This is a genomic window from Burkholderia sp. 28_3 (genome assembly GCF_003253915.1).
Lineage (GTDB): Bacteria > Pseudomonadota > Gammaproteobacteria > Burkholderiales > Burkholderiaceae > Burkholderia > Burkholderia cenocepacia.
In genome coordinates this window covers 1-16863 of sequence record NZ_QKZF01000011.1, presented here as the reverse complement: position 1 = coordinate 16863, position 16863 = coordinate 1, and the positions used below count along the sequence as shown (strand labels likewise).

Genomic DNA, 16863 nt, shown 5'->3' with positions numbered 1-16863 from the left:
GCGTCAGTTCCTCGTGATGACGTGCGCGAACGGAAGCACGTTCGATGCGTGCACCGCGACCGGCTCGCTGCCGTGCGCGGCAGCCCGCGCGGCCGCGCGTTGCGCATGGCGCGCGCTGCCGCGCAGCAACGCGTGCACGGCGGCGACCACGTCGTCGACGCTCACGCCGCGCAGGCACGGATGGCCGGGCTGGTTGCACACGCTGCGATAGCAGTTGCGGCACGGCACGTCGACGTTCAGCACACGGTGCGGCACACGCCACGGCGTGTGTTGCGGATTGGTCAGTGCGTACAGGTCGACCACCGGCGTGCCGAGCGCGGCCGCGAGATGCACGGGGCCGCTGTTGTTCGACAGCAGCAGGTCGGCCGTTTCGATCAGCGCGCCGAGTTCGCCGAGCGGCAAGACGCCGGCCAGCGGCACGGCGCGCGGTCCCGCGCGTTCGCACACCGCGTCGACCAGCGCGCGTTCGTCCGCGCTGCCCGTCACCGCGATGCCGTCGAACAGCGGCGCGACGGCGGCGGCCGCTTCGCCGAAGCGCTCGGCCGGCCAGCGCCGCGACGCCGCGCTCGCGCCCGGATGGACGACCAGCCAGCGCGCGCGCGGCGCCTCCGGCTGGCGCGCGCCGCCAAAGCGGTGCAGCGCGGCCTGCAAGCGTGCGTGCACCGCGCGCCGCGCCGCGTCGCCCGGCTCGAACGCCATGCGCCAGTCCGACGTCGTCGCGCCGACCGTGCGCACCAGCGCGAGCTGGCGCGCGACCTCGTGGCGCACGTGCGATTCCGGCTCGGTTTCCGGCACGCGGTCGGTCAGCAGTTCGTACGGGTTCTCGCGGCAATGCGCGAGCCGCAACGGAATGCCGGCGAGCCAGCACATCATCGCGGCGGGCAGCGGATTCTGGCTGTAGACGGTGAAGATCACGGCCGCGTCGAAGCGGCCCGCCAGCAGCCGGTCGATCATGTCGAGATCGGCGACCGGGTCGCCCCGCGTGTCCGGATGCTTGACCCACGGCGCGTCGTAGGACCACACGTCGTCGACCATCGGCAGGTGCTTCGCGAGCGCGGCGCCCGTGCGCGACGTCAGCAGCGTCAGCCGGCGGTCATGGCCGCCCTCCTTCAGCGCGCGCAGCGCGGGCGTCGTCATCAGCACGTCGCCGATGCTGTCGAGCCGCACGCACAGGATGCGGCGGGCGCGGCTCCAGGCGGTGCTCATCGCCGCACCCACGAGCCGTGCCGGCGCACCGCCTCGCGCACGACGATGTCGGCGGCCAGGTCGATGCGATCGACGACGTGGTGCGGCGTGCGGGCGGCGTTCAGGCGCCACTCGGTCTCGTTGCCGCAGTCGACCAGGATCGTGCCGCAGCGCGCGGTGCGGCCGGCTTCGACGTCGTCGAGGATGTCGCCGATCATCCAGCTCCATTCGGGGACGACGCCGAGCGCGGTCAGCGCGCGGCGCAGCATGCCGGGGCGCGGCTTGCGGCAGATGCAGTCACAGGTGTAGCGCGGCACGCTGCCTCGCGGGTGATGCGGGCAGTAAAAAAAATCCGCCAGCGTCGCGCCGTTCGCTTCGAACAGTTCGGCGAGACGCTGGCGGACCGCGCCAAGCTCGTTTTCGGTAAAGCGGCCGAGCGCGACGCCCGGCTGGTTCGACACGACCGCCAGCGGCATGCCGGTCGCGCCGAGGGTGCGCAGCGCGCGCGCCGCGCCCGGCGCGAGGCGCATGTGCGCGGGATCGACGTTGTACGGCACGTCCTCCAGCAGCGTGCCGTCCTTGTCGAGCAGCACCGCGCCGGGCAGCCGCCGTTCGCGCTTCAGGGCCATGACGTCTCCTTCATCGGCAGCACCATCAGTTCCGGCACCACGGTGCCCGGCGGCTGCGTCAGCACGAAGCACACGGCGGCCGCCACGTGCTCCGGCGGCTGCAGCGTCTCCTCGTCGATGTCCGGAAAGCGGTCGAGCAGGAACGGCGTGCGCATCCCGCCCGCGACGATCGCCGACACGCGCACGCCGCTCGGCCGCAGTTCGGCATGCAGCGCGTGCGACAGGCCGAGCAGGCCCCACTTCGTCGCGTGATACGCGGAGGCGTTCGGCCACGCGCGCTTCGACGCGGTCGACGCGATGTTGACGATGTGTCCGTCGCCGCGCGCCTTCATCATCGGCACGGCCGCGTGGCACATCAGGTACGGGCCGAACAGGTTCGTCATCAGCACCTGCTGCCAGGCCTCGACGCTCACGTCGTCGATCGGCGCGGTCACGTCGATCGCCGCGTTGTTGACGATCACGTCGAGGTCGCCGAGCGACTCGCGCGCGTCGTGCACGACCTGCAGCACCGACGCTTCGTCGCGCACGTCGAGCGGCCGCCCCACCGCGTGGCCGCCGTGCCGCTCGAGCCGCTGCGCGACGGCCGCCGCCCGGTCGCCGTCGAGATCGGCGACGACGACGTGCGCGCCATGCTGCGCAAGCTCCTCGCAAATGGCTTCGCCGAGACCGCGGCCGCCCCCGGTCACGAGTGCGGTCCGGCCGGCGAGCGGCGGTCTGGCTGGATCGTGAGTCGCGTTCACCTGCACCTCCTGTCGATGTCGGAAAGCCATCCGGCTGACGGCGACACTTGTCGCGACAACCGTCCGTGCATGAGGTACAGCGAAAACCGTGCCGGCCTGCGTGCGCCCGCGCCGCGTCGGGCTGTGCCGCGCGCCCGCTGGCTTTTTTATAACCGGCTGTAAAAACGGGTCCGGGCCGCCGCGCTCAGATCGCGAGCCCGTCGGGCGTCGCCTGCGCGCGGTGCTTGGCGAGCGCGCGCAGGCAGTGCGCGATGCAGCCCGCGAACGCCTCGTCGAACCACGGCTGCGCGCCCGACACGCCGACCACGATGCCGCCGAGCGCGACGCCGCCCCACAGGTTCGTGTCGCCGGCACGCAGCCGGTACGGCTCCAGCGCCTGCACGACGTGGCCGTCGCGGCCGGTTTCCCACGACAGCCGCGCCTTGGCCCGCGCGTAAGCGCGATAGTCGGCGTCCCAGTCCTTCGGGTCGGGCAGCGAAAACTCATACAGGATCGCGTCCTCGAACGCCGCGTCGTGCGGCCCGAGCGCGGGGTCCATGATCACGATGTGCAGGCAGCCGCTGTCGCCGACGAAGTCGCTCTGCAGCGCGGCGGACAGGCTCGGCAACAGCAGCTCGACGGCCGCCACCGCGGCCTGGCGGTCGGCGAACGCACTACCGCCGCGACGCGCGTTCAGGGTTTCGGGTGGCGTCGGATTCAGAAGGTTCGGCATGGATTTCTCCGGAGGAAAACGCGAGCGCACGCAACGCCGCGATCAGGTCGGCCGCTACCGCGGGCTTGGTCAGGTACGCATGGAAACCGGCTTCGACCGCCCGCGTGCGATCGCGGTCGCGCGCATGGCCGGACAAGGCCAGCGCCTCGAGCGGCGCGCGGCCGTCACGATCGCGATCGCGCGCGGCGTCGAGCTGGCGCACGCGCGACATCACCGCGTAGCCGTCCTCCTCGTCGTCGCCGAGGTCGATGTCGCAGACGAGCAGCGCCGGCCAGTCGGCCCGGCGCGCGCGCCACAGGTCGTCCAGCAACGCCTGGCCCGACGCATACGCGTGCACGTCGGCGCCGGCGACCTTCAGCAGCGCGGTGAGCGCCTCGCGCGCCTCGTCGTGATCGTCCACGCACGCGATGCGCAGGCCGTCGAGCGGCTTCGCCGCGGGCGCCGCGCCGGCATCCGGATTCGCCACGGCGCCGTCGGGTTGCATCGACGCGGGCGCCACCGCACACATCGGCAGCGACAGGTGCAGCGTCACGCCGGTATCGTCGCGTTCGCGCACGACATAGCCGCCGGCCTCCTCGATCGCGTCCTGCAAGCGTTCGAGATCGATCAACGACAGTTCGGTGGCGTCGACGCCCGCGCATGCGATCGTGATCCGCGCTTCCGGGTCGTGGCGCGCGGTGCGCACCTCCAGCTGCCCGCCGCTGCTCGCGTCGACCGCGCCGCGGCACAGTTCCCACACGAAGCGCCGCAGCGCGCCCGGATCGGCCTTGACGACCAGACCCTCGTCCGACAGATGGCGAAACACCGGCACGCCGCGCTGCGCGGCCGCCTCCGCCAGCGAATCGAGCACCTGCGACACGAGCGGGTTGATGCGCACCGGCTGCCGCGCGAACTTCGCCTCCGTGCGTTCCAGTTCGCGCTGCTTCGCCTGCAGCGCCCACATCTGCGCATACACGCCGCCGCTTTCGAGCAGCTCGTCGTGGGTGCCGTGCTCGACGAGCCGGCCGTGCTCCATCACCAGGATGCGATCGGCATCGACGATCGTCGACAGCCGGTGCGCGATGATGAGGCTGGTGCGATGCTGCGCGACGCGCATCAGTTCCTGCTGGATCGCGCGCTCCGAGCGCGTGTCGAGCGCCGATGTCGCCTCGTCGAACACGACGATCGGCGGCGCCTTCAGCAACGCGCGCGCGATCGCGACCCGCTGCCGTTCGCCGCCCGACAGCCGTACGCCGCGCTCGCCGACGCGCGTGTCGTACGCGTCGGGCAGCCGCTCGATGAACGCGTCGAGCTGCGCGCCGCGCGCGGCCGCGATCACCTCGCCACGCGTCGCGTCGCGCTTGCCGTACGCGATGTTGTACGCGAGCGTGTCGTTGAACAGGATGGTGTCCTGCGGGACGATGCCGAGCGCGTCGCGCAGGCTGCGCTCGGTGACGAGCCGCAAGTCCTGGCCGTCGATCCGGATCGTGCCCGCGTCGGGCTGGTACAGCCGGAACAGCAGGCGCGCGAGCGTCGACTTGCCCGAGCCGCTGCCGCCGACCACCGCGACCGTCTGCCCGGCCTCGATACGGAACGACACGTCGAACAGAATCTGCCGGCTCGGCTCGTAGCCGAAGTCGACATGCTCGAACTCGATCGTGCCGCCACGTACGACGAGCGGCTGCGCGCCGGGCGCGTCGCCGTCCTCGCCCGGCTTGCCGCGCGCATCGAGCAGCCCGAACAGGCGCTCGATGTTCGTCATCGCGTCGTTCGCTTCGCGGAACACGAAGCCGAGCGCATTCAGCGGCAGGCTGATCTGGATGATGTACGCGTTGATCAGCACGAGATCGCCGACCGTCATCGTGCCGCGCGCGACATGTTGCCCAGCCAGCAGCATCACGGCCGCGATCCCCGCGCCGATGCACGCGCTCTGCCCGATATGCAGCGTCGACAGCGCGTACTGGTTGTCCACGCCGGCTTCGCGCCATTCGTCCAGCACGCGGTCGAGCCGGTCGCGCTCGACGTCCTCGCGCGCGAAGTACTTGACCGTGTCGACGTTCAGCAGGCTGTCGACCACGCGCGAATTCGACTCGGCCTCGAGCGCGTTCACGCGCCGCTGGTAACGCATGCGCCGACGCGTGAACACCCCCGTATACGCCGCGTAGACGGCGAACGTGACGAAAATGATCGCCGTGAAGCCGCCGCCGTACTTGCCGACGACGATCACGAGCACCGAGCCGATCTCGATGGCCGTCGGCACGACCGTGAACACCGCGACGCCGAGCAGATAGCCGATGCCGGCCGTGCCTTTCTCGAGATCGCGCACGACGGCGCCCGTCTCGCGCTGCGCATGAAAGCGCGCGCCAAGCCGATGCAGGTGGCCGAACGTGCGCACGGTAAACGACGCGACCGTGTGCTGCGTGACCTGCACGAACGTCATGTCGCGCACTTCGTTCAGCGCGTTCGACGCGAAGCGCACCACCGCGTACGCGAACAGCAGCAGTACCGGCCACGCGACGGGCTGGCCGGCCGCGCGGCCGAAGCCGTCGACGATGTCCTTGAGCAGCAGCGGCACCGACACGGCCGCCGCTTTCGCGAGCACCAGCAGCACGATCGCCGCCAGCACGCGCGCACGGTAATGCCAGATCGCGCGCCAGAGTTCGACCGCGATCCGCACCCGCAGGCCGCGTTCGTCGCGGCGGCGGCCCTGGCGCGCGCGGCCTGCCGCCACGTCACGGTCCTTGGTTGGCGTTTCGTCGAGTCCGGTCGTCATGCACGCAGTGCTCGCGGTCGGGGGCGCGCCGTGTCACGCATCGGCGCTCAGTGGCGCGGTTCACGCTCGCGGCCGCGCACCACGGTGCCGGGCTCGGGGTCGCGCGCGGCGGGCTGGGTCGGCGTCACCGTCCGCTGGTCCGGATGCAGCACCATGCCCGTATCGTGTTCGCCTTCGCGGCGCACGCGCACGCGATTCTCGACGTCCTGCACGCCCATGCAGCCGTCGGCCAGATCCTCGATGTCGTGCTTCATCCAGCGGGCCGGCACCGTGCCGTCCAGTTCGACGCGACCGTCGCGTACCTGCACGGTCACGTCGCTCACGTCGATCTCGAGCGCATGCGCGAGCCGCTCGCAGACGTCCTCGCGAATCCGTTCGTCCGAGCGCGTATAGCCCTTCGGCCCGCGGCGATGACGCAGCGCTTCGCGTTCGGTGTCCCGGCCGAAGCGCGACAGGTCAGGCGCGCTGCCGCCATGGCGCGGATCACCGGGGTCGCGCTCGCCGCCGTACCAGCCCATCCGGTGCTGGCCGCGGAATTCCGGGCGCTCGCCGCCGTACCGGCCTTCGCGGCCTTCCGCGCGGCGACCCGGGTCGCCGTAGCCGCGCTCGGGGGTCCGCGCCGGCTGGCGCGCGCCGCCCGGCCAGTCCGGGTCGGCGGCAGCGCGCCGCGGGTCGACCGGGCGCGCGGCGCGCTCGGTCCATTCGCTGCCCCAGTCTTCCGGGCCCACGTCCTCGCTCGCGAAGCGGCGGTAAGCCGATTCGTAGTCTTCTTCCGGCCACCGTGCGGGGTCGTCCGGGATGCCGCGCTCGCCAGCGCCCCGGTACGCGCGTTCGTTGCGCTCGTGCCAGTCGGGCGGGCCACCGCGCTCGCCGGACCGTCCGGGATATCGTCGTTGCATCGTGTCTCTCCTTGATCGCCTGCGCCGCGCACGGCCCCATGCCGCGGCGCGGCGCGCGTCGGTCGGGTGAATGCAAATCGCGTGCCGGCGACATGGCCGTACCGCGACGGTTGCGCGTCGCAGCGCCGGGAAGCCGTCGGGCGCCCCAATCTGCAACGCGATTGCAGTTTTTGCGTGCCGGGCGTCACGGCGCGCCGCCAGGTTCGTCCGGTTCGTCGGTGCGACCGGGCTCGCTCAGCCGCTCGGTGCGGTCCGGCTCGATGTCGGCGCCTTCCTCGAGCGTCGAGTCGCCGTCCGCCGATGCCCGCTCGCCGGTGCCCGCGCGGTCCGTGTCGCTGCCGAGCGCGGCATCGCCGCGTTCGAGCGCGTGATCGTCGAGCGGCGAATCGACGTCGAACGGATGGCGCCGCGCGCCCGCCGTGTCGCTGCCGCTGTCGGACGAGTCGCTCGGACCGAGCGCGCGGCCGTCGCGGCCGCGGCTCGCGTTGTCGTCGTCCGGGCCGGCCGGTTCGTTGTCGGGATTCAGCGTGCTGTTCATGTCGATCTCCTTGCGTGGCTTGCCGCCGCGCGCGGGGCCGGACGACCGGCGCGCGGCGGATGGACCAGCAGGTCGTGCAATCGGCATGCCGGGCCGGCTACCGCCGGTCGCGCCGGCGCCCATCCCGGCGCACGGCACGGCCGATGCGCGCCCATTGATCAGCCGAATCGAGTTCCTTTATCCTTTCGGACGTGCCAATCGCTCCGTATGGCCGCCGCCGGCGCGTCCGGGGGCGGGCCGGCGACCCGCGGCCGCCCGTATTTCCAACTTGCCGCTCCGATGAAGAAAGACGACGCCGATCTCCAACCGCATCCGCCGCCGCCCGGCTTGTCCGATCCGCGCGACCTGCAGCACCGCTTCGCCGAATTCCGGTTCCAGACCGTGGTGGAGTCGATCACCGACTATGCGGTATTCATGCTCGATCCGTGCGGCAACGTCGCGACGTGGAACGCCGGCGCGGCGCGCATCAAGGGCTACGACGCGGCCGAAATCGTCGGTCACCATTTCTCGCTGTTCTATCCGACCGACGCGATCGCGGCCGGCCGGCCGTCGCAGGGGCTCGCGCTGGCCGCCGCGCATGGCCATTTCCAGGACGAGGGCTGGCGCGTGCGCAAGGACGGCACGCAGTTCTGGGCGAGCGTGACGATCACGCCGGTGTACGACGCGACGCACGAGCTGTGCGGCTTCATCAAGATCACGCGCGACATGACCGAGCGCAAGCGGCTCGAGGAGCTCGAAGCATCGACGCAGCGGCTCAGCGTGTTCATCGCGACGCTCGCGCACGAACTGCGCAATCATCTCGCGCCGCTGCGCAATTCGGTCGGCGTGCTGCAGAGCCTGTCCGATCCGCCGCCCGCGCTCGCGCAGTGTCGCGACGCCGTGCACCGCCAGGTCGGGCAACTGACGCGGCTCGTCGACGATCTGCTCGACGTCGGGCGCATCACGGCCGGCAAGATCGAACTCGACGCTCGCCCGGTCAGCGTGCGCGACATCGTGTGCCGCGGCGTCGAGAGCATCCAGCCGAAGCTGGCCGCGCGCGGGCAATGGATCCGCGTCGACCTGCCGGCCGACTCCGTGATGCTGCACGGCGACGACGCACGGCTCGTGCAGGTGCTGCACAACCTGCTCGACAACGCATCGAAATTCTCGCCGCACGGCGGCCGAATCGACGTCGGTGCGCGAATCGAAGGGCCGTCGGTGGCGATCAGCGTCGTCGATCGCGGCGTCGGCATCGCGCCCGGTGCGCTCGAAACGATCTTCGACCTGTTCGAACAGGAAGATGCACCGGGCCGCTCTCCGTCCGGCGGTTTCGGGCTCGGTCTCGCGATCTGCCGGTCGTTCGTCGAACTGCACGGCGGGCGGATCGTCGCGGAAAGCGACGGGCCCGGCCACGGCGCGACCTTCACGGTCTGGCTGCCGATCGCGCACACGATGCGCACCGAGCGCGCCGCACCGCCCGCACCGGCCGTGCCTGAACAGCCGGCGGACGCGCCGCTGCGCATCGTCGTCGTCGACGACAACCGCGATTCGGCCGATACGCTCGCGGTGCTGCTGCAGCTGAAAGGGCATGCGCCGCGGGTCGCGTACAACGCGGCCGACGCGCTGGCCCTCGCGCGCGACTACCTGCCGCAGCTGATGCTGCTCGACCTGACGATGCCGGACATCGACGGCTTCACGCTGCTGCAGGAATTGCGCGCGATCGACACGCTGCGCGACACGACCTGCGTCGCGCTGTCGGGCCATGCGCGCGCGTCCGACCTCGCGCGCACCGAACGCGCAGGCTTCGACGACCATCTCGTGAAGCCCGTCGAGATGGCCGTGCTCGATGCGTTGCTGCAGCGCGTCGCGCGGCGGGTTCAGGGCACGTCGTAAGCACTCAGGCCATCGCGCGGCACATCGCCGCGCAGGCCTCGCACGCGAGCGCGCAGCGGCGGCAATGCTCGTGCGCATGCCGCGAGCACTCGGCCGCGCACAGGTCGCACGCATGCGCGCACAGCGCGCAAATGCGCGGTGCGAGCCCGCTGCGGCGCGCCATCGCGCCCGATGCGAAGCGGCACAGCTGCGCGCACTCGATGTCGAGCGCAATGCACGCGGCCAGCGCATGCACGTCGCGCTCCGCAAGACAGGATGCCGCACAGGTGTCGCACGCGTGCGCGCAGGCGTCGCACGCGGCCATGCAGTTGTCGTATCGATCGTTCATCGCAATGCTCCCGGTTTCGGTTCGTGTCGTCGTCATGGCGTCAGCTTGACCTTCATCCAGCCCGGCTCGCGCACGTCGAACGCGCGATACGCATCGATCGCGTTCGTCAGCGGCTCGCTGCGCGTGAGCACCGACAGCGGGTCGAACGCGCCGCTGCGCACCAGCTCCACGAGCGGCGGCGTCACCGTCCGGTGATTGCAGTTGCCCATCTTGATCGTCAGGTTGCGGTTCATCGCGTCGCCGATCGGAAACACGCGCGCGGCCGGCGGATACACGCCGATCACCGAGATCGTGCCGGCCTTCGCGACCGCACGCACCGCCCATTGCAGCACCTGCGACGGCCCGTCGCCCGGCACCCAGTTGCGACCGTCCGGCTTGCGGTGCGGCGCGATCGCGTCGACTTCCGCATCGAACGCGCGCGCGGCGTCGCGATCGGCTGCGGCCGGCCCGTGCGTCGCGCGCATCGCGTCGACGCCCACCGCGTCGATCACGCGATCGACGCCGATCCCGCCGGTGAGCCGCAGGATCGTATCGACCGGATCGTCCTCGGAAAAATCGACGATCTCGGCGCCCTGCCCGCACGCCATCTCGAGCCGCGACGCGATCCGGTCGATCGCGATCACGCGCCCGGCGCCCATGAGCTTCGCGCTCGCGATCGCGAACTGCCCGACCGGCCCCGCGCCGAACACGGCGACGGTATCGCCCGGCTTCACTTCCGCGAGCTGCGCGCCGAAATAGCCGGTCGGGAAAATGTCCGACATCAGGATCGCGCGATCGTCGTCGATCGCGTCGGGCAGGCGAATCAGGCTCGCATGCGCAAGCGGCGTGCGCGCATATTCGGCCTGTAGCCCGTCGACCGGGCCCGTTTCCGCCGGCCCGCCGAAGAACGAAGTGCCCGCGCGCGGCCCGCCCGGGTTCGCGACGTCGCATTGCGCGGTGTAGCCCGCGCGGCAGTAGGCGCAGCTGCCGCACGCGATCGTCGACGGAATCAGCACGCGATCGCCGCGCCGCAGGTTGCGCACGTCGCGCCCGACCGCCTCGACGATGCCGACGCCCTCGTGGCCGAGGATCGTGCCCGGCTTCATGCCGCCCAGCGTGCCGCGCACCATGTGCAGATCGGTGCCGCAGATCGCGCTGGCGGTCAGGCGCACGACCGCGTCGGTCGCCGCGGAGACTTCCGGATCGGGCACCGTGTCGATGCGAATGTCGCCGATGCCGTGAAATACGACTGCTTTCATGTCAGGCCCTCCTTGTCGAAAGCGGAAACGGTGAATGAGACCGTCGAGCGAATCGAGCAAGGCGTGCGCCTGTGCGGCGCGCCGTGAGGCACGGACAGGAAGCGCTGCGTTTTCGAGGAGGAATCGAGCCGGCGCGTCAGTCCGTCGCCGGGCCGCTGCCGATGCCGCCGTCGCGCGCGTTCGAGATCGCTTCGACGAGCTTCAGTTCGTCGTCGATCGACAGCGTCGTGTCGACCACGTCACCGCCCAGCGGCCCGAGCGCCGCGCTCAACGCGTAGATGTCGACCTGCGTCGCGGCCAGCCCGAGCGAGACGGTGCCGGGGCGCGCCTTGCGCGCGACGCGATCGGTCAGCGCATCGTCGACCGGCCGCTCGCGCCATGCGTCGAGCGACGATTCGATGTGCGCAACGACGCTGTCGAGCAGCGATCCGGATGCCACGCGGCCCGGATCGACTGCATGCGTGCGCAACTGTCCGTCGGTCGAGCACTCGACGATCACGATCCCCGCGAGCGCGACGACGTGCCGGTCGCGCAGCGTGCCGAGTTCGGCCAGCGCGCGACGCGCCGCATCAAGATCCGGGTAGGACAACACGATCAGCGTGTTCATCAGCGACTCCATGCAATCCGAACGGGCGCGCTCAATGCGGCGGCCCGAACGCGGCTTTCAGGCTCGCGACGATCATCTGCATCGCGATCGCCGCGAGAATCATCCCCATCAGGCGCTGCGTGACAGCCGTCACGCGCGGCGACAGGTAGTGGCCGATCAGCGGCGCCGACAGCAGCGACACGGCCAGCAGCACGAGAAACGCGGCCAGCCCGAGCGCGAACGCGAGTTCCTGCCCGGTCGAGACCGCGCCGTGTCCGAGCACGATCATCGTCGCGATCGTGCCGGGGCCGACCAGCAACGGGATCGTCAGCGGGTAGATCGCGACGCTTTCGGCGGCTGCCGGATCGGCGCCTTCGTCGCTGCCCGGCGCATGCTGGCGGCTCGGCGCGCCATGCAGCATCGACAGCGCGATCAGCAGCACCAGCAGCCCGCCCGCGAGGCGGAAATCGTCGATCGTCAGGCCGAACGCGCGCAGGATCGCGCCGCCCGCGACGGCCGACACGATGCAGCCGACCGTCACGCCGATCGCGGCCGTCAGCGCGACCTTGCGGCGCACGCCGTCCGCCGCGCCTTCGGTCAGCGACAGGAACACCGGGATGTTCGCGATCGGGTTCATGATCGCGAACAGCGCGGCGAATACCTTGATGGAAAAGGTCAGGTCGAAGGCCACAGGGTCGCTCCCGTCTCGCGCGGCACGTGACACGCCCACGCCGGTTCGTTTTCGATGCGCGGCGCACGCCATGCTGATACGATCCACGCACCACGTTCATCCACGACGGAGGGCCCCGCTCGATGCAAGCCACCGACACTTTCATGGGTCACGAAATTCGCGTCGACGCGACGCGCAACGCGAACGGCGCATGGGTCGCGCAGGTGCGGATCTTCCGCGACGGCGCGCCCGTCGACCTGCCCGCGCCCGAACTCGTCACGCCCGAATGGCTGACGTGCGACGAGGCGCTGCGCGGCGGCATCGACCAGGGGCGCGTGATGATCAAGACGCGCGACCGGTAACGCCACCCGGTTCATCGGCGCACGGGCGACCGGCGTCGCGCGATGCACGTCACGCATCGAAATCGAGGTCGCCGATCAGGATCTCGCGATCGCGCTGGGTCCGTGTGCTGAAATCGACCGGCAGCTCCATCTGCCAGCGCTCGATCGTGACCGGCAGCGCCGCGAGATAGCGATCGAAGCGGCTGGGATCGGGCTCGGCCAGCAGGCCGGCGATCGCGTCGTCGCGCCACGCGAGCCGCGCGTTCAACCGGTTCGGCAAGCCGACCGTCGACGTGAGGCCGATCACGTCGATGCAGGTCGGGCTGCCCTGCCCGTCGTGCGGCACGACGTCGACCTTCACTTCGCCGGGCTGGTACAGGCCACGCAGGCGCGTCGCGATGCGCGGCGCGAACTCGGTTTCGAAACGGGCGCGGACGTCGGGGTTCATCTTGCCTCCATCAAGGGTTCAGTAGGTGTCGTCTTGCTGCTTTCATGCGGGCGTCATCTGCCGCTCGAGCGCCGCTTCGGCCTTCAGGTTGTCGAGATCGCGAGCGATCGTCACGACCGCGAGCCGCGTGTTGCCGCGCCAGTACGCGATCGAGCAGTCGTGCGCGCCGAGGTCGCCGTCGATCTCGACGCGATCCCATTGCTCCGCATGCCCGACATAGCGGAGCGTCAGGTCGTAATGCTGGCTCCAGAAAAACGGCACCGCGTCGAACGGCCGCTGCTGGCCGAGCAGGTTGCGCGCCGCGACGATGCCCTGCCGCTCGGCGACGACCCAGTGCTCGACGCGAATGCGCTGGCCCGTCAGCGGATCGGGCCAGCGCGCGATATCGCCGGCCGCATAGATGCCGGGCGCACTCGTCTGCAGGAAGCGGTCGACCGTCACGCCGCGTTCGACCGCGAGCCCGGCGTCCTGCGCAAGTTCGACGTTCGGATGCACGCCGATACCCACCAGCACGACGTCGGCCGGCAGCACGTCGCCGCTCGACAGCGTCACGCTGTCCGGCCCGATCCGCGCGGGCGTCGCGCCGAGATGGAACACCACGCCGTGCGCTTCGTGCAGCGCCTTGATCGTGTCGCCGAGCGCATCGCCGAGCACGCGGCCCATCGGATGCGGATCGGGCGCGACGACGTGCACGTCGAGCCCGCGCGTGCGCAACGCGGCGGCCGCCTCGAGGCCGATGAAGCTCGCGCCGACCACCACGCAGCGGCGCGCGGTTTTCAGCTTGCCGATCAGCGCATCGCAATCGGCGCGAGAGCGCAACGTACACACGTGCGGCAGATCGGCGCCGGGCACGTTCAGCTTGTTCGGCTCGGTGCCGGTCGCGAGCAGCAGCGCGCCGTAGTCGACCCGGCCGCCGTCGGCCAGCTCGACCGACCGCTGCGCGGGATCGATGCGCGTGACCCGCGTATTGCAGCGCACGTCGATCCGCTGCTCGGCATAGAACGACGGCGCGCGCAGCGGCAGCCAGTCGGCTTGCGCCGTGCCCGCGAGGTAATCCTTCGACAGATTCGGTCGGTCGTACGGCGGATCGGCATCGGCGCTCAGCAGCGTGATCGCGTGCGGATAGCCTTCCTGCCGCAGCGTCACGGCCGCCGCGATCGCAGCGGCGCCGCCTCCGACGATCACGACCGACGCGGGCAGCCCGGTTGCCTTCAGCGCGGGCGGCACGGCGGCCGGCCGCGCATCGACGACGACCGCGCGGCCGTCGCGCCGCTCGACGCGCCAGCACGGCAGCCCGTCGAGCGCCGGCGCGCGCTCCATCGCGCCGGTGCGCAGGCAGAACGCCGCGTGATGCCACGGGCAGCGAATCGTGTCGCCGACCAGCAGGCCCTCGGCCAGCGGGCCGCCATAGTGCGGGCATTGCGCGCCCACCGCGAACAGCTCGTCGCCGCGACGCACGAGCAGCACCGCCGCGTCGCCGACATGGCCCTCGATCATCGCGCCGTCGGCGAGATCGTCGAGCGCGATCCCCTGCGTGAGGTCGGGGCGTGAGGACGCATCGCTTCCAGTCATGACGTGGCTCCCGAAAAGTCAGGTAACGATCCCATTATCGACATCCCTCCTGAAAAGAACAGGTACAGACGCCCCGCAGCGCACGCAAACCCGGACTGTAGCTTGTACGCGATCCATGACCGGCGTAGAACGTGATCAACGTTGCGGCGCAACACGGCGGCCGCCTGCGAGGCGCACGGCGCGACCCGCGCAAGCCGCGTGCCGCCTTCACCCGTCAAAGGAGCACTACCCGATGGCCACCGTCCTGTGCGTGCTCTACCCCGATCCCGTCGACGGCTATCCGCCGCGCTACGTGCGCGACGCGATCCCGGTCATCACGCACTACGCGGACGGCCAGACCGCGCCGACACCGGCCGGCCCGCTTGGCTTCCGGCCCGGCGAGCTCGTCGGCTCGGTGTCCGGCGCGCTCGGCTTGCGCGGCTATATGGAAGCGCACGGCCACACGCTGATCGTCACGAGCGACAAGGACGGCCCCGACTCCGAATTCGAGCGCCGGCTGCCCGAAGCGGACGTGGTGATTTCGCAGCCGTTCTGGCCCGCGTACCTGAGCGCCGAACGGATCGCCCGCGCGCCGAAGCTGAAGCTCGCGCTGACGGCCGGCATCGGCTCCGATCACGTCGACCTGGATGCGGCCGCACGCGCGCACATCACCGTTGCCGAAGTCACCGGCTCGAACAGCATCAGCGTCGCCGAGCACGTGGTGATGACGACGCTCGCGCTGGTGCGCAACTACCTGCCGTCGCATGCGATCGCGCAGCAGGGCGGCTGGAACATCGCCGACTGCGTGGCGCGCAGCTACGACGTCGAAGGGATGCATTTCGGCACGGTCGGCGCGGGGCGCATCGGCCTCGCGGTGCTGCGCCGGCTGCAACCGTTCGGCCTGCATCTGCACTACACGCAGCGCCATCGGCTCGATGCGTCGATCGAGCAGGCGCTCGCGCTCACGTATCACGCCGATGCGGCGTCGCTCGCGAGCGCCGTCGATATCGTCAACCTGCAGATTCCGCTGTACCCGTCCACCGAGCGGCTGTTCGACGCGGCGATGATCGCGCGGATGAAGCGCGGCGCGTACCTGATCAACACCGCACGCGCGAAACTGGTCGACCGCGATGCCGTGGTGAATGCCGTCACGTCCGGCCATCTCGCCGGCTACGGCGGCGACGTGTGGTTTCCGCAGCCGGCGCCGGCCGATCATCCGTGGCGTACGATGCCGTTCAACGGGATGACGCCGCACATCTCGGGCACGTCGTTGTCGGCGCAGGCGCGCTATGCGGCCGGCACGCTGGAGATCCTGCAATGCTGGTTCGACGGCAAGCCGATCCGCAACGAATACCTGATCGTCGACGGCGGCACGCTCGCCGGCACGGGCGCGCAATCGTACCGGCTGACGTGACGCCGCGCGCCGCGTTCGGCCGCGCGGTCAGTCGAGGCAGGATGCGGCGAGCTTGCCGACGGTGACGACCGCGCGCTCGATCTCCGGCGACCACGGGCTGCTGTAGTTCAGGCGGATGAAATTCCGGTAGCTGTCCGCGATCGAGAACATGTAGCCCGGCCCGATCGTGATCCCCTGCTCCAGCGCGAGCTGATACAGCCGCATCGCATCGACCTGCACCGGCAGCTCGATCCACAGCACGTAGCCGCCCGCCGGGCTCGAAATGCGCGTGCCTTCCGGAAAGAACCGCGACACCATCGCGCGCATCAGGTTCGCCTGCTGTGCATAGGCCTTGCGAATCCGCCGCAGGTGATGCTCGTAGCCGTCGCGTTCGAGAAACTCCGCGATCGCCAGTTGCGGCAACGACGGCGTCGCGAGCGTATTCAGGAACTTCAGCTTCTCGACCTGTTCGCGATAGCGGCCCGGCAGCGCCCAGCCGATCCGGTACGCGGCCGTCAGGCTCTTCGAGAACGACGCGCAATGCAGCACGATGCCTTGGCGGTCGAACGATTTCAGCGTGCTCGGATGCATGTTGCCGAAATACAGTTCGTTGTACACACCGTTCTCGATGATCGGCAGGTCCGCTTTCGTTGCGAGCGCCACCAGTTCGCGCTTGCGCTCGTCCGGCATCTGGAAACCCAGCGGATTCTGGAAGTTCGGCATCACCATGCACGCGGCGATCGGCTGCGATTTCGCGATCGCGGCCAGCGCCGCGATGTCGATTCCGTATTCCGGATGCGTGGCCACCTCGATCGCCTTCATCCCCATCCGTTCGATCGCATGCAGCATCGCGTAGAACGTCGGCGATTCCACCGCGATCGTGTCACCCGGCTTCGCGACCGCCTGCAGGCACAGGTTGATCGCCTCCGTCGCGCCGACCGTCACGATGATCTCGTTCGGGTCCACCGACATCCCGTTTTC

17 protein-coding genes are annotated in these 16863 nt (G+C 70.5%); 3 read left to right on the top strand and 14 right to left on the bottom strand.

Annotation, left to right across the window (positions count from 1 at the left end; translation table 11 throughout):
- Positions 1-3: 3 nt before the first annotated feature.
- The 7 genes from DFS13_RS22200 to DFS13_RS22170 form a co-directional block, all read right to left on the bottom strand.
- Entirely contained in the window at positions 4-1206 is a 1203-nt protein-coding gene (locus DFS13_RS22200) for a glycosyltransferase family 9 protein (RefSeq protein ID WP_043206016.1), read from the bottom strand.
- Complete coding sequence (locus DFS13_RS22195; protein WP_006498376.1) at positions 1203-1814, bottom strand: HAD-IIIA family hydrolase; 612 nt, start codon at positions 1812-1814, stop codon at positions 1203-1205. The genes DFS13_RS22200 and DFS13_RS22195 overlap by 4 nt, the downstream gene beginning before the upstream one ends.
- Positions 1805-2554, bottom strand: a complete 750-nt coding sequence (locus tag DFS13_RS22190) for an SDR family oxidoreductase (protein ID WP_111442133.1) — start codon at positions 2552-2554, stop codon at positions 1805-1807. Before DFS13_RS22190 ends, DFS13_RS22195 begins: the two co-directional genes overlap by 10 nt.
- Positions 2555-2738: 184 nt before the next feature.
- Positions 2739-3266, bottom strand: coding sequence for a hypothetical protein (locus tag DFS13_RS22185; protein ID WP_043205925.1), 528 nt, complete (start codon positions 3264-3266; stop codon positions 2739-2741).
- Positions 3208-6018, bottom strand: coding sequence for an ABC transporter transmembrane domain-containing protein (locus tag DFS13_RS22180; RefSeq protein WP_241308536.1), 2811 nt, complete (start codon positions 6016-6018; stop codon positions 3208-3210). Before DFS13_RS22180 ends, DFS13_RS22185 begins: the two co-directional genes overlap by 59 nt.
- A gap of 47 nt (positions 6019-6065) precedes the next feature.
- On the bottom strand, positions 6066-6917 hold the full coding sequence (locus DFS13_RS22175) for a BON domain-containing protein (protein ID WP_048987206.1): 852 nt from the start codon (positions 6915-6917) through the stop codon (positions 6066-6068).
- Between the two features lie 184 nt (positions 6918-7101).
- Positions 7102-7455, bottom strand: coding sequence for a hypothetical protein (locus DFS13_RS22170; RefSeq protein WP_043205927.1), 354 nt, complete (start codon positions 7453-7455; stop codon positions 7102-7104).
- A 279-nt stretch (positions 7456-7734) separates the two neighbouring features.
- On the opposite strand from DFS13_RS22170, the gene DFS13_RS22165 reads away from it, so the two are divergent.
- Entirely contained in the window at positions 7735-9327 is a 1593-nt protein-coding gene (locus DFS13_RS22165; protein WP_111442185.1) for an ATP-binding protein, read from the top strand.
- Between the two features lie 4 nt (positions 9328-9331).
- Here the strand turns inward: DFS13_RS22165 and DFS13_RS22160 are convergent, their stop codons facing one another.
- The 4 genes from DFS13_RS22160 to DFS13_RS22145 form a co-directional block, all read right to left on the bottom strand.
- On the bottom strand, positions 9332-9655 hold the full coding sequence (locus DFS13_RS22160) for a four-helix bundle copper-binding protein (RefSeq protein WP_006498383.1): 324 nt from the start codon (positions 9653-9655) through the stop codon (positions 9332-9334).
- A 32-nt stretch (positions 9656-9687) separates the two neighbouring features.
- Complete coding sequence (locus DFS13_RS22155) at positions 9688-10893, bottom strand: zinc-dependent alcohol dehydrogenase (protein WP_034203647.1); 1206 nt, start codon at positions 10891-10893, stop codon at positions 9688-9690.
- A gap of 136 nt (positions 10894-11029) precedes the next feature.
- On the bottom strand, positions 11030-11500 hold the full coding sequence (locus DFS13_RS22150) for a membrane protein (protein ID WP_034203648.1): 471 nt from the start codon (positions 11498-11500) through the stop codon (positions 11030-11032).
- Positions 11501-11531: 31 nt separating this feature from the next.
- Positions 11532-12170: a MarC family protein gene (locus DFS13_RS22145; RefSeq protein WP_058903692.1), complete on the bottom strand. Its 639-nt coding sequence runs from the start codon at positions 12168-12170 to the stop codon at positions 11532-11534.
- 122 nt (positions 12171-12292) lie between these two features.
- Between DFS13_RS22145 and DFS13_RS22140 the strand changes: the two genes are divergently transcribed.
- Complete coding sequence (locus DFS13_RS22140) at positions 12293-12511, top strand: DUF6566 family protein (protein ID WP_043205930.1); 219 nt, start codon at positions 12293-12295, stop codon at positions 12509-12511.
- Between the two features lie 49 nt (positions 12512-12560).
- Here DFS13_RS22140 and DFS13_RS22135 read toward each other — a convergent pair whose 3' ends face one another.
- Both DFS13_RS22135 and DFS13_RS22130 read right to left on the bottom strand, forming a co-directional pair.
- Positions 12561-12938 (bottom strand): DUF5594 family protein, encoded by a 378-nt coding sequence (locus DFS13_RS22135; RefSeq protein WP_111442131.1) that lies wholly within the window; start codon positions 12936-12938, stop codon positions 12561-12563.
- A 42-nt stretch (positions 12939-12980) separates the two neighbouring features.
- Entirely contained in the window at positions 12981-14510 is a 1530-nt protein-coding gene (locus DFS13_RS22130; protein WP_077020455.1) for an FAD-dependent oxidoreductase, read from the bottom strand.
- 232 nt (positions 14511-14742) lie between these two features.
- On the opposite strand from DFS13_RS22130, the gene DFS13_RS22125 reads away from it, so the two are divergent.
- Positions 14743-15903 carry an NAD-dependent formate dehydrogenase gene (locus DFS13_RS22125; protein ID WP_060267141.1) on the top strand — a complete coding sequence of 387 codons (1161 nt, stop codon included), beginning with the start codon at positions 14743-14745 and terminating at the stop codon, positions 15901-15903.
- Positions 15904-15930: 27 nt separating this feature from the next.
- Here the strand turns inward: DFS13_RS22125 and DFS13_RS22120 are convergent.
- Positions 15931-16863: PLP-dependent aminotransferase family protein (locus tag DFS13_RS22120; RefSeq protein WP_111442130.1), on the bottom strand; the 933-nt coding region annotated here is incomplete at its 5' end.

What these genes read in the sequence shown, in the direction of transcription:
- DFS13_RS22200 (WP_043206016.1), bottom strand. Translation starts at nt 1,206, where the DNA reads ATGAGCACCGCCTGGAGCCGCGCCCGCCGCATCCTGTGCGTGCGGCTC.
- DFS13_RS22195 (WP_006498376.1), bottom strand. Translation starts at nt 1,814, where the DNA reads ATGGCCCTGAAGCGCGAACGGCGGCTGCCCGGCGCGGTGCTGCTCGAC.
- DFS13_RS22185 (WP_043205925.1), bottom strand. Translation starts at nt 3,266, where the DNA reads ATGCCGAACCTTCTGAATCCGACGCCACCCGAAACCCTGAACGCGCGT.
- DFS13_RS22180 (WP_241308536.1), bottom strand. Translation starts at nt 6,018, where the DNA reads ATGACGACCGGACTCGACGAAACGCCAACCAAGGACCGTGACGTGGCG.
- DFS13_RS22175 (WP_048987206.1), bottom strand. Translation starts at nt 6,917, where the DNA reads ATGCAACGACGATATCCCGGACGGTCCGGCGAGCGCGGTGGCCCGCCC.
- DFS13_RS22170 (WP_043205927.1), bottom strand. Translation starts at nt 7,455, where the DNA reads ATGAACAGCACGCTGAATCCCGACAACGAACCGGCCGGCCCGGACGAC.
- DFS13_RS22165 (WP_111442185.1), top strand. Translation starts at nt 7,735, where the DNA reads ATGAAGAAAGACGACGCCGATCTCCAACCGCATCCGCCGCCGCCCGGC.
- DFS13_RS22160 (WP_006498383.1), bottom strand. Translation starts at nt 9,655, where the DNA reads ATGAACGATCGATACGACAACTGCATGGCCGCGTGCGACGCCTGCGCG.
- DFS13_RS22155 (WP_034203647.1), bottom strand. Translation starts at nt 10,893, where the DNA reads ATGAAAGCAGTCGTATTTCACGGCATCGGCGACATTCGCATCGACACG.
- DFS13_RS22150 (WP_034203648.1), bottom strand. Translation starts at nt 11,500, where the DNA reads ATGAACACGCTGATCGTGTTGTCCTACCCGGATCTTGATGCGGCGCGT.
- DFS13_RS22140 (WP_043205930.1), top strand. Translation starts at nt 12,293, where the DNA reads ATGCAAGCCACCGACACTTTCATGGGTCACGAAATTCGCGTCGACGCG.
- DFS13_RS22135 (WP_111442131.1), bottom strand. Translation starts at nt 12,938, where the DNA reads ATGAACCCCGACGTCCGCGCCCGTTTCGAAACCGAGTTCGCGCCGCGC.
- DFS13_RS22130 (WP_077020455.1), bottom strand. Translation starts at nt 14,510, where the DNA reads ATGACTGGAAGCGATGCGTCCTCACGCCCCGACCTCACGCAGGGGATC.
- DFS13_RS22125 (WP_060267141.1), top strand. Translation starts at nt 14,743, where the DNA reads ATGGCCACCGTCCTGTGCGTGCTCTACCCCGATCCCGTCGACGGCTAT.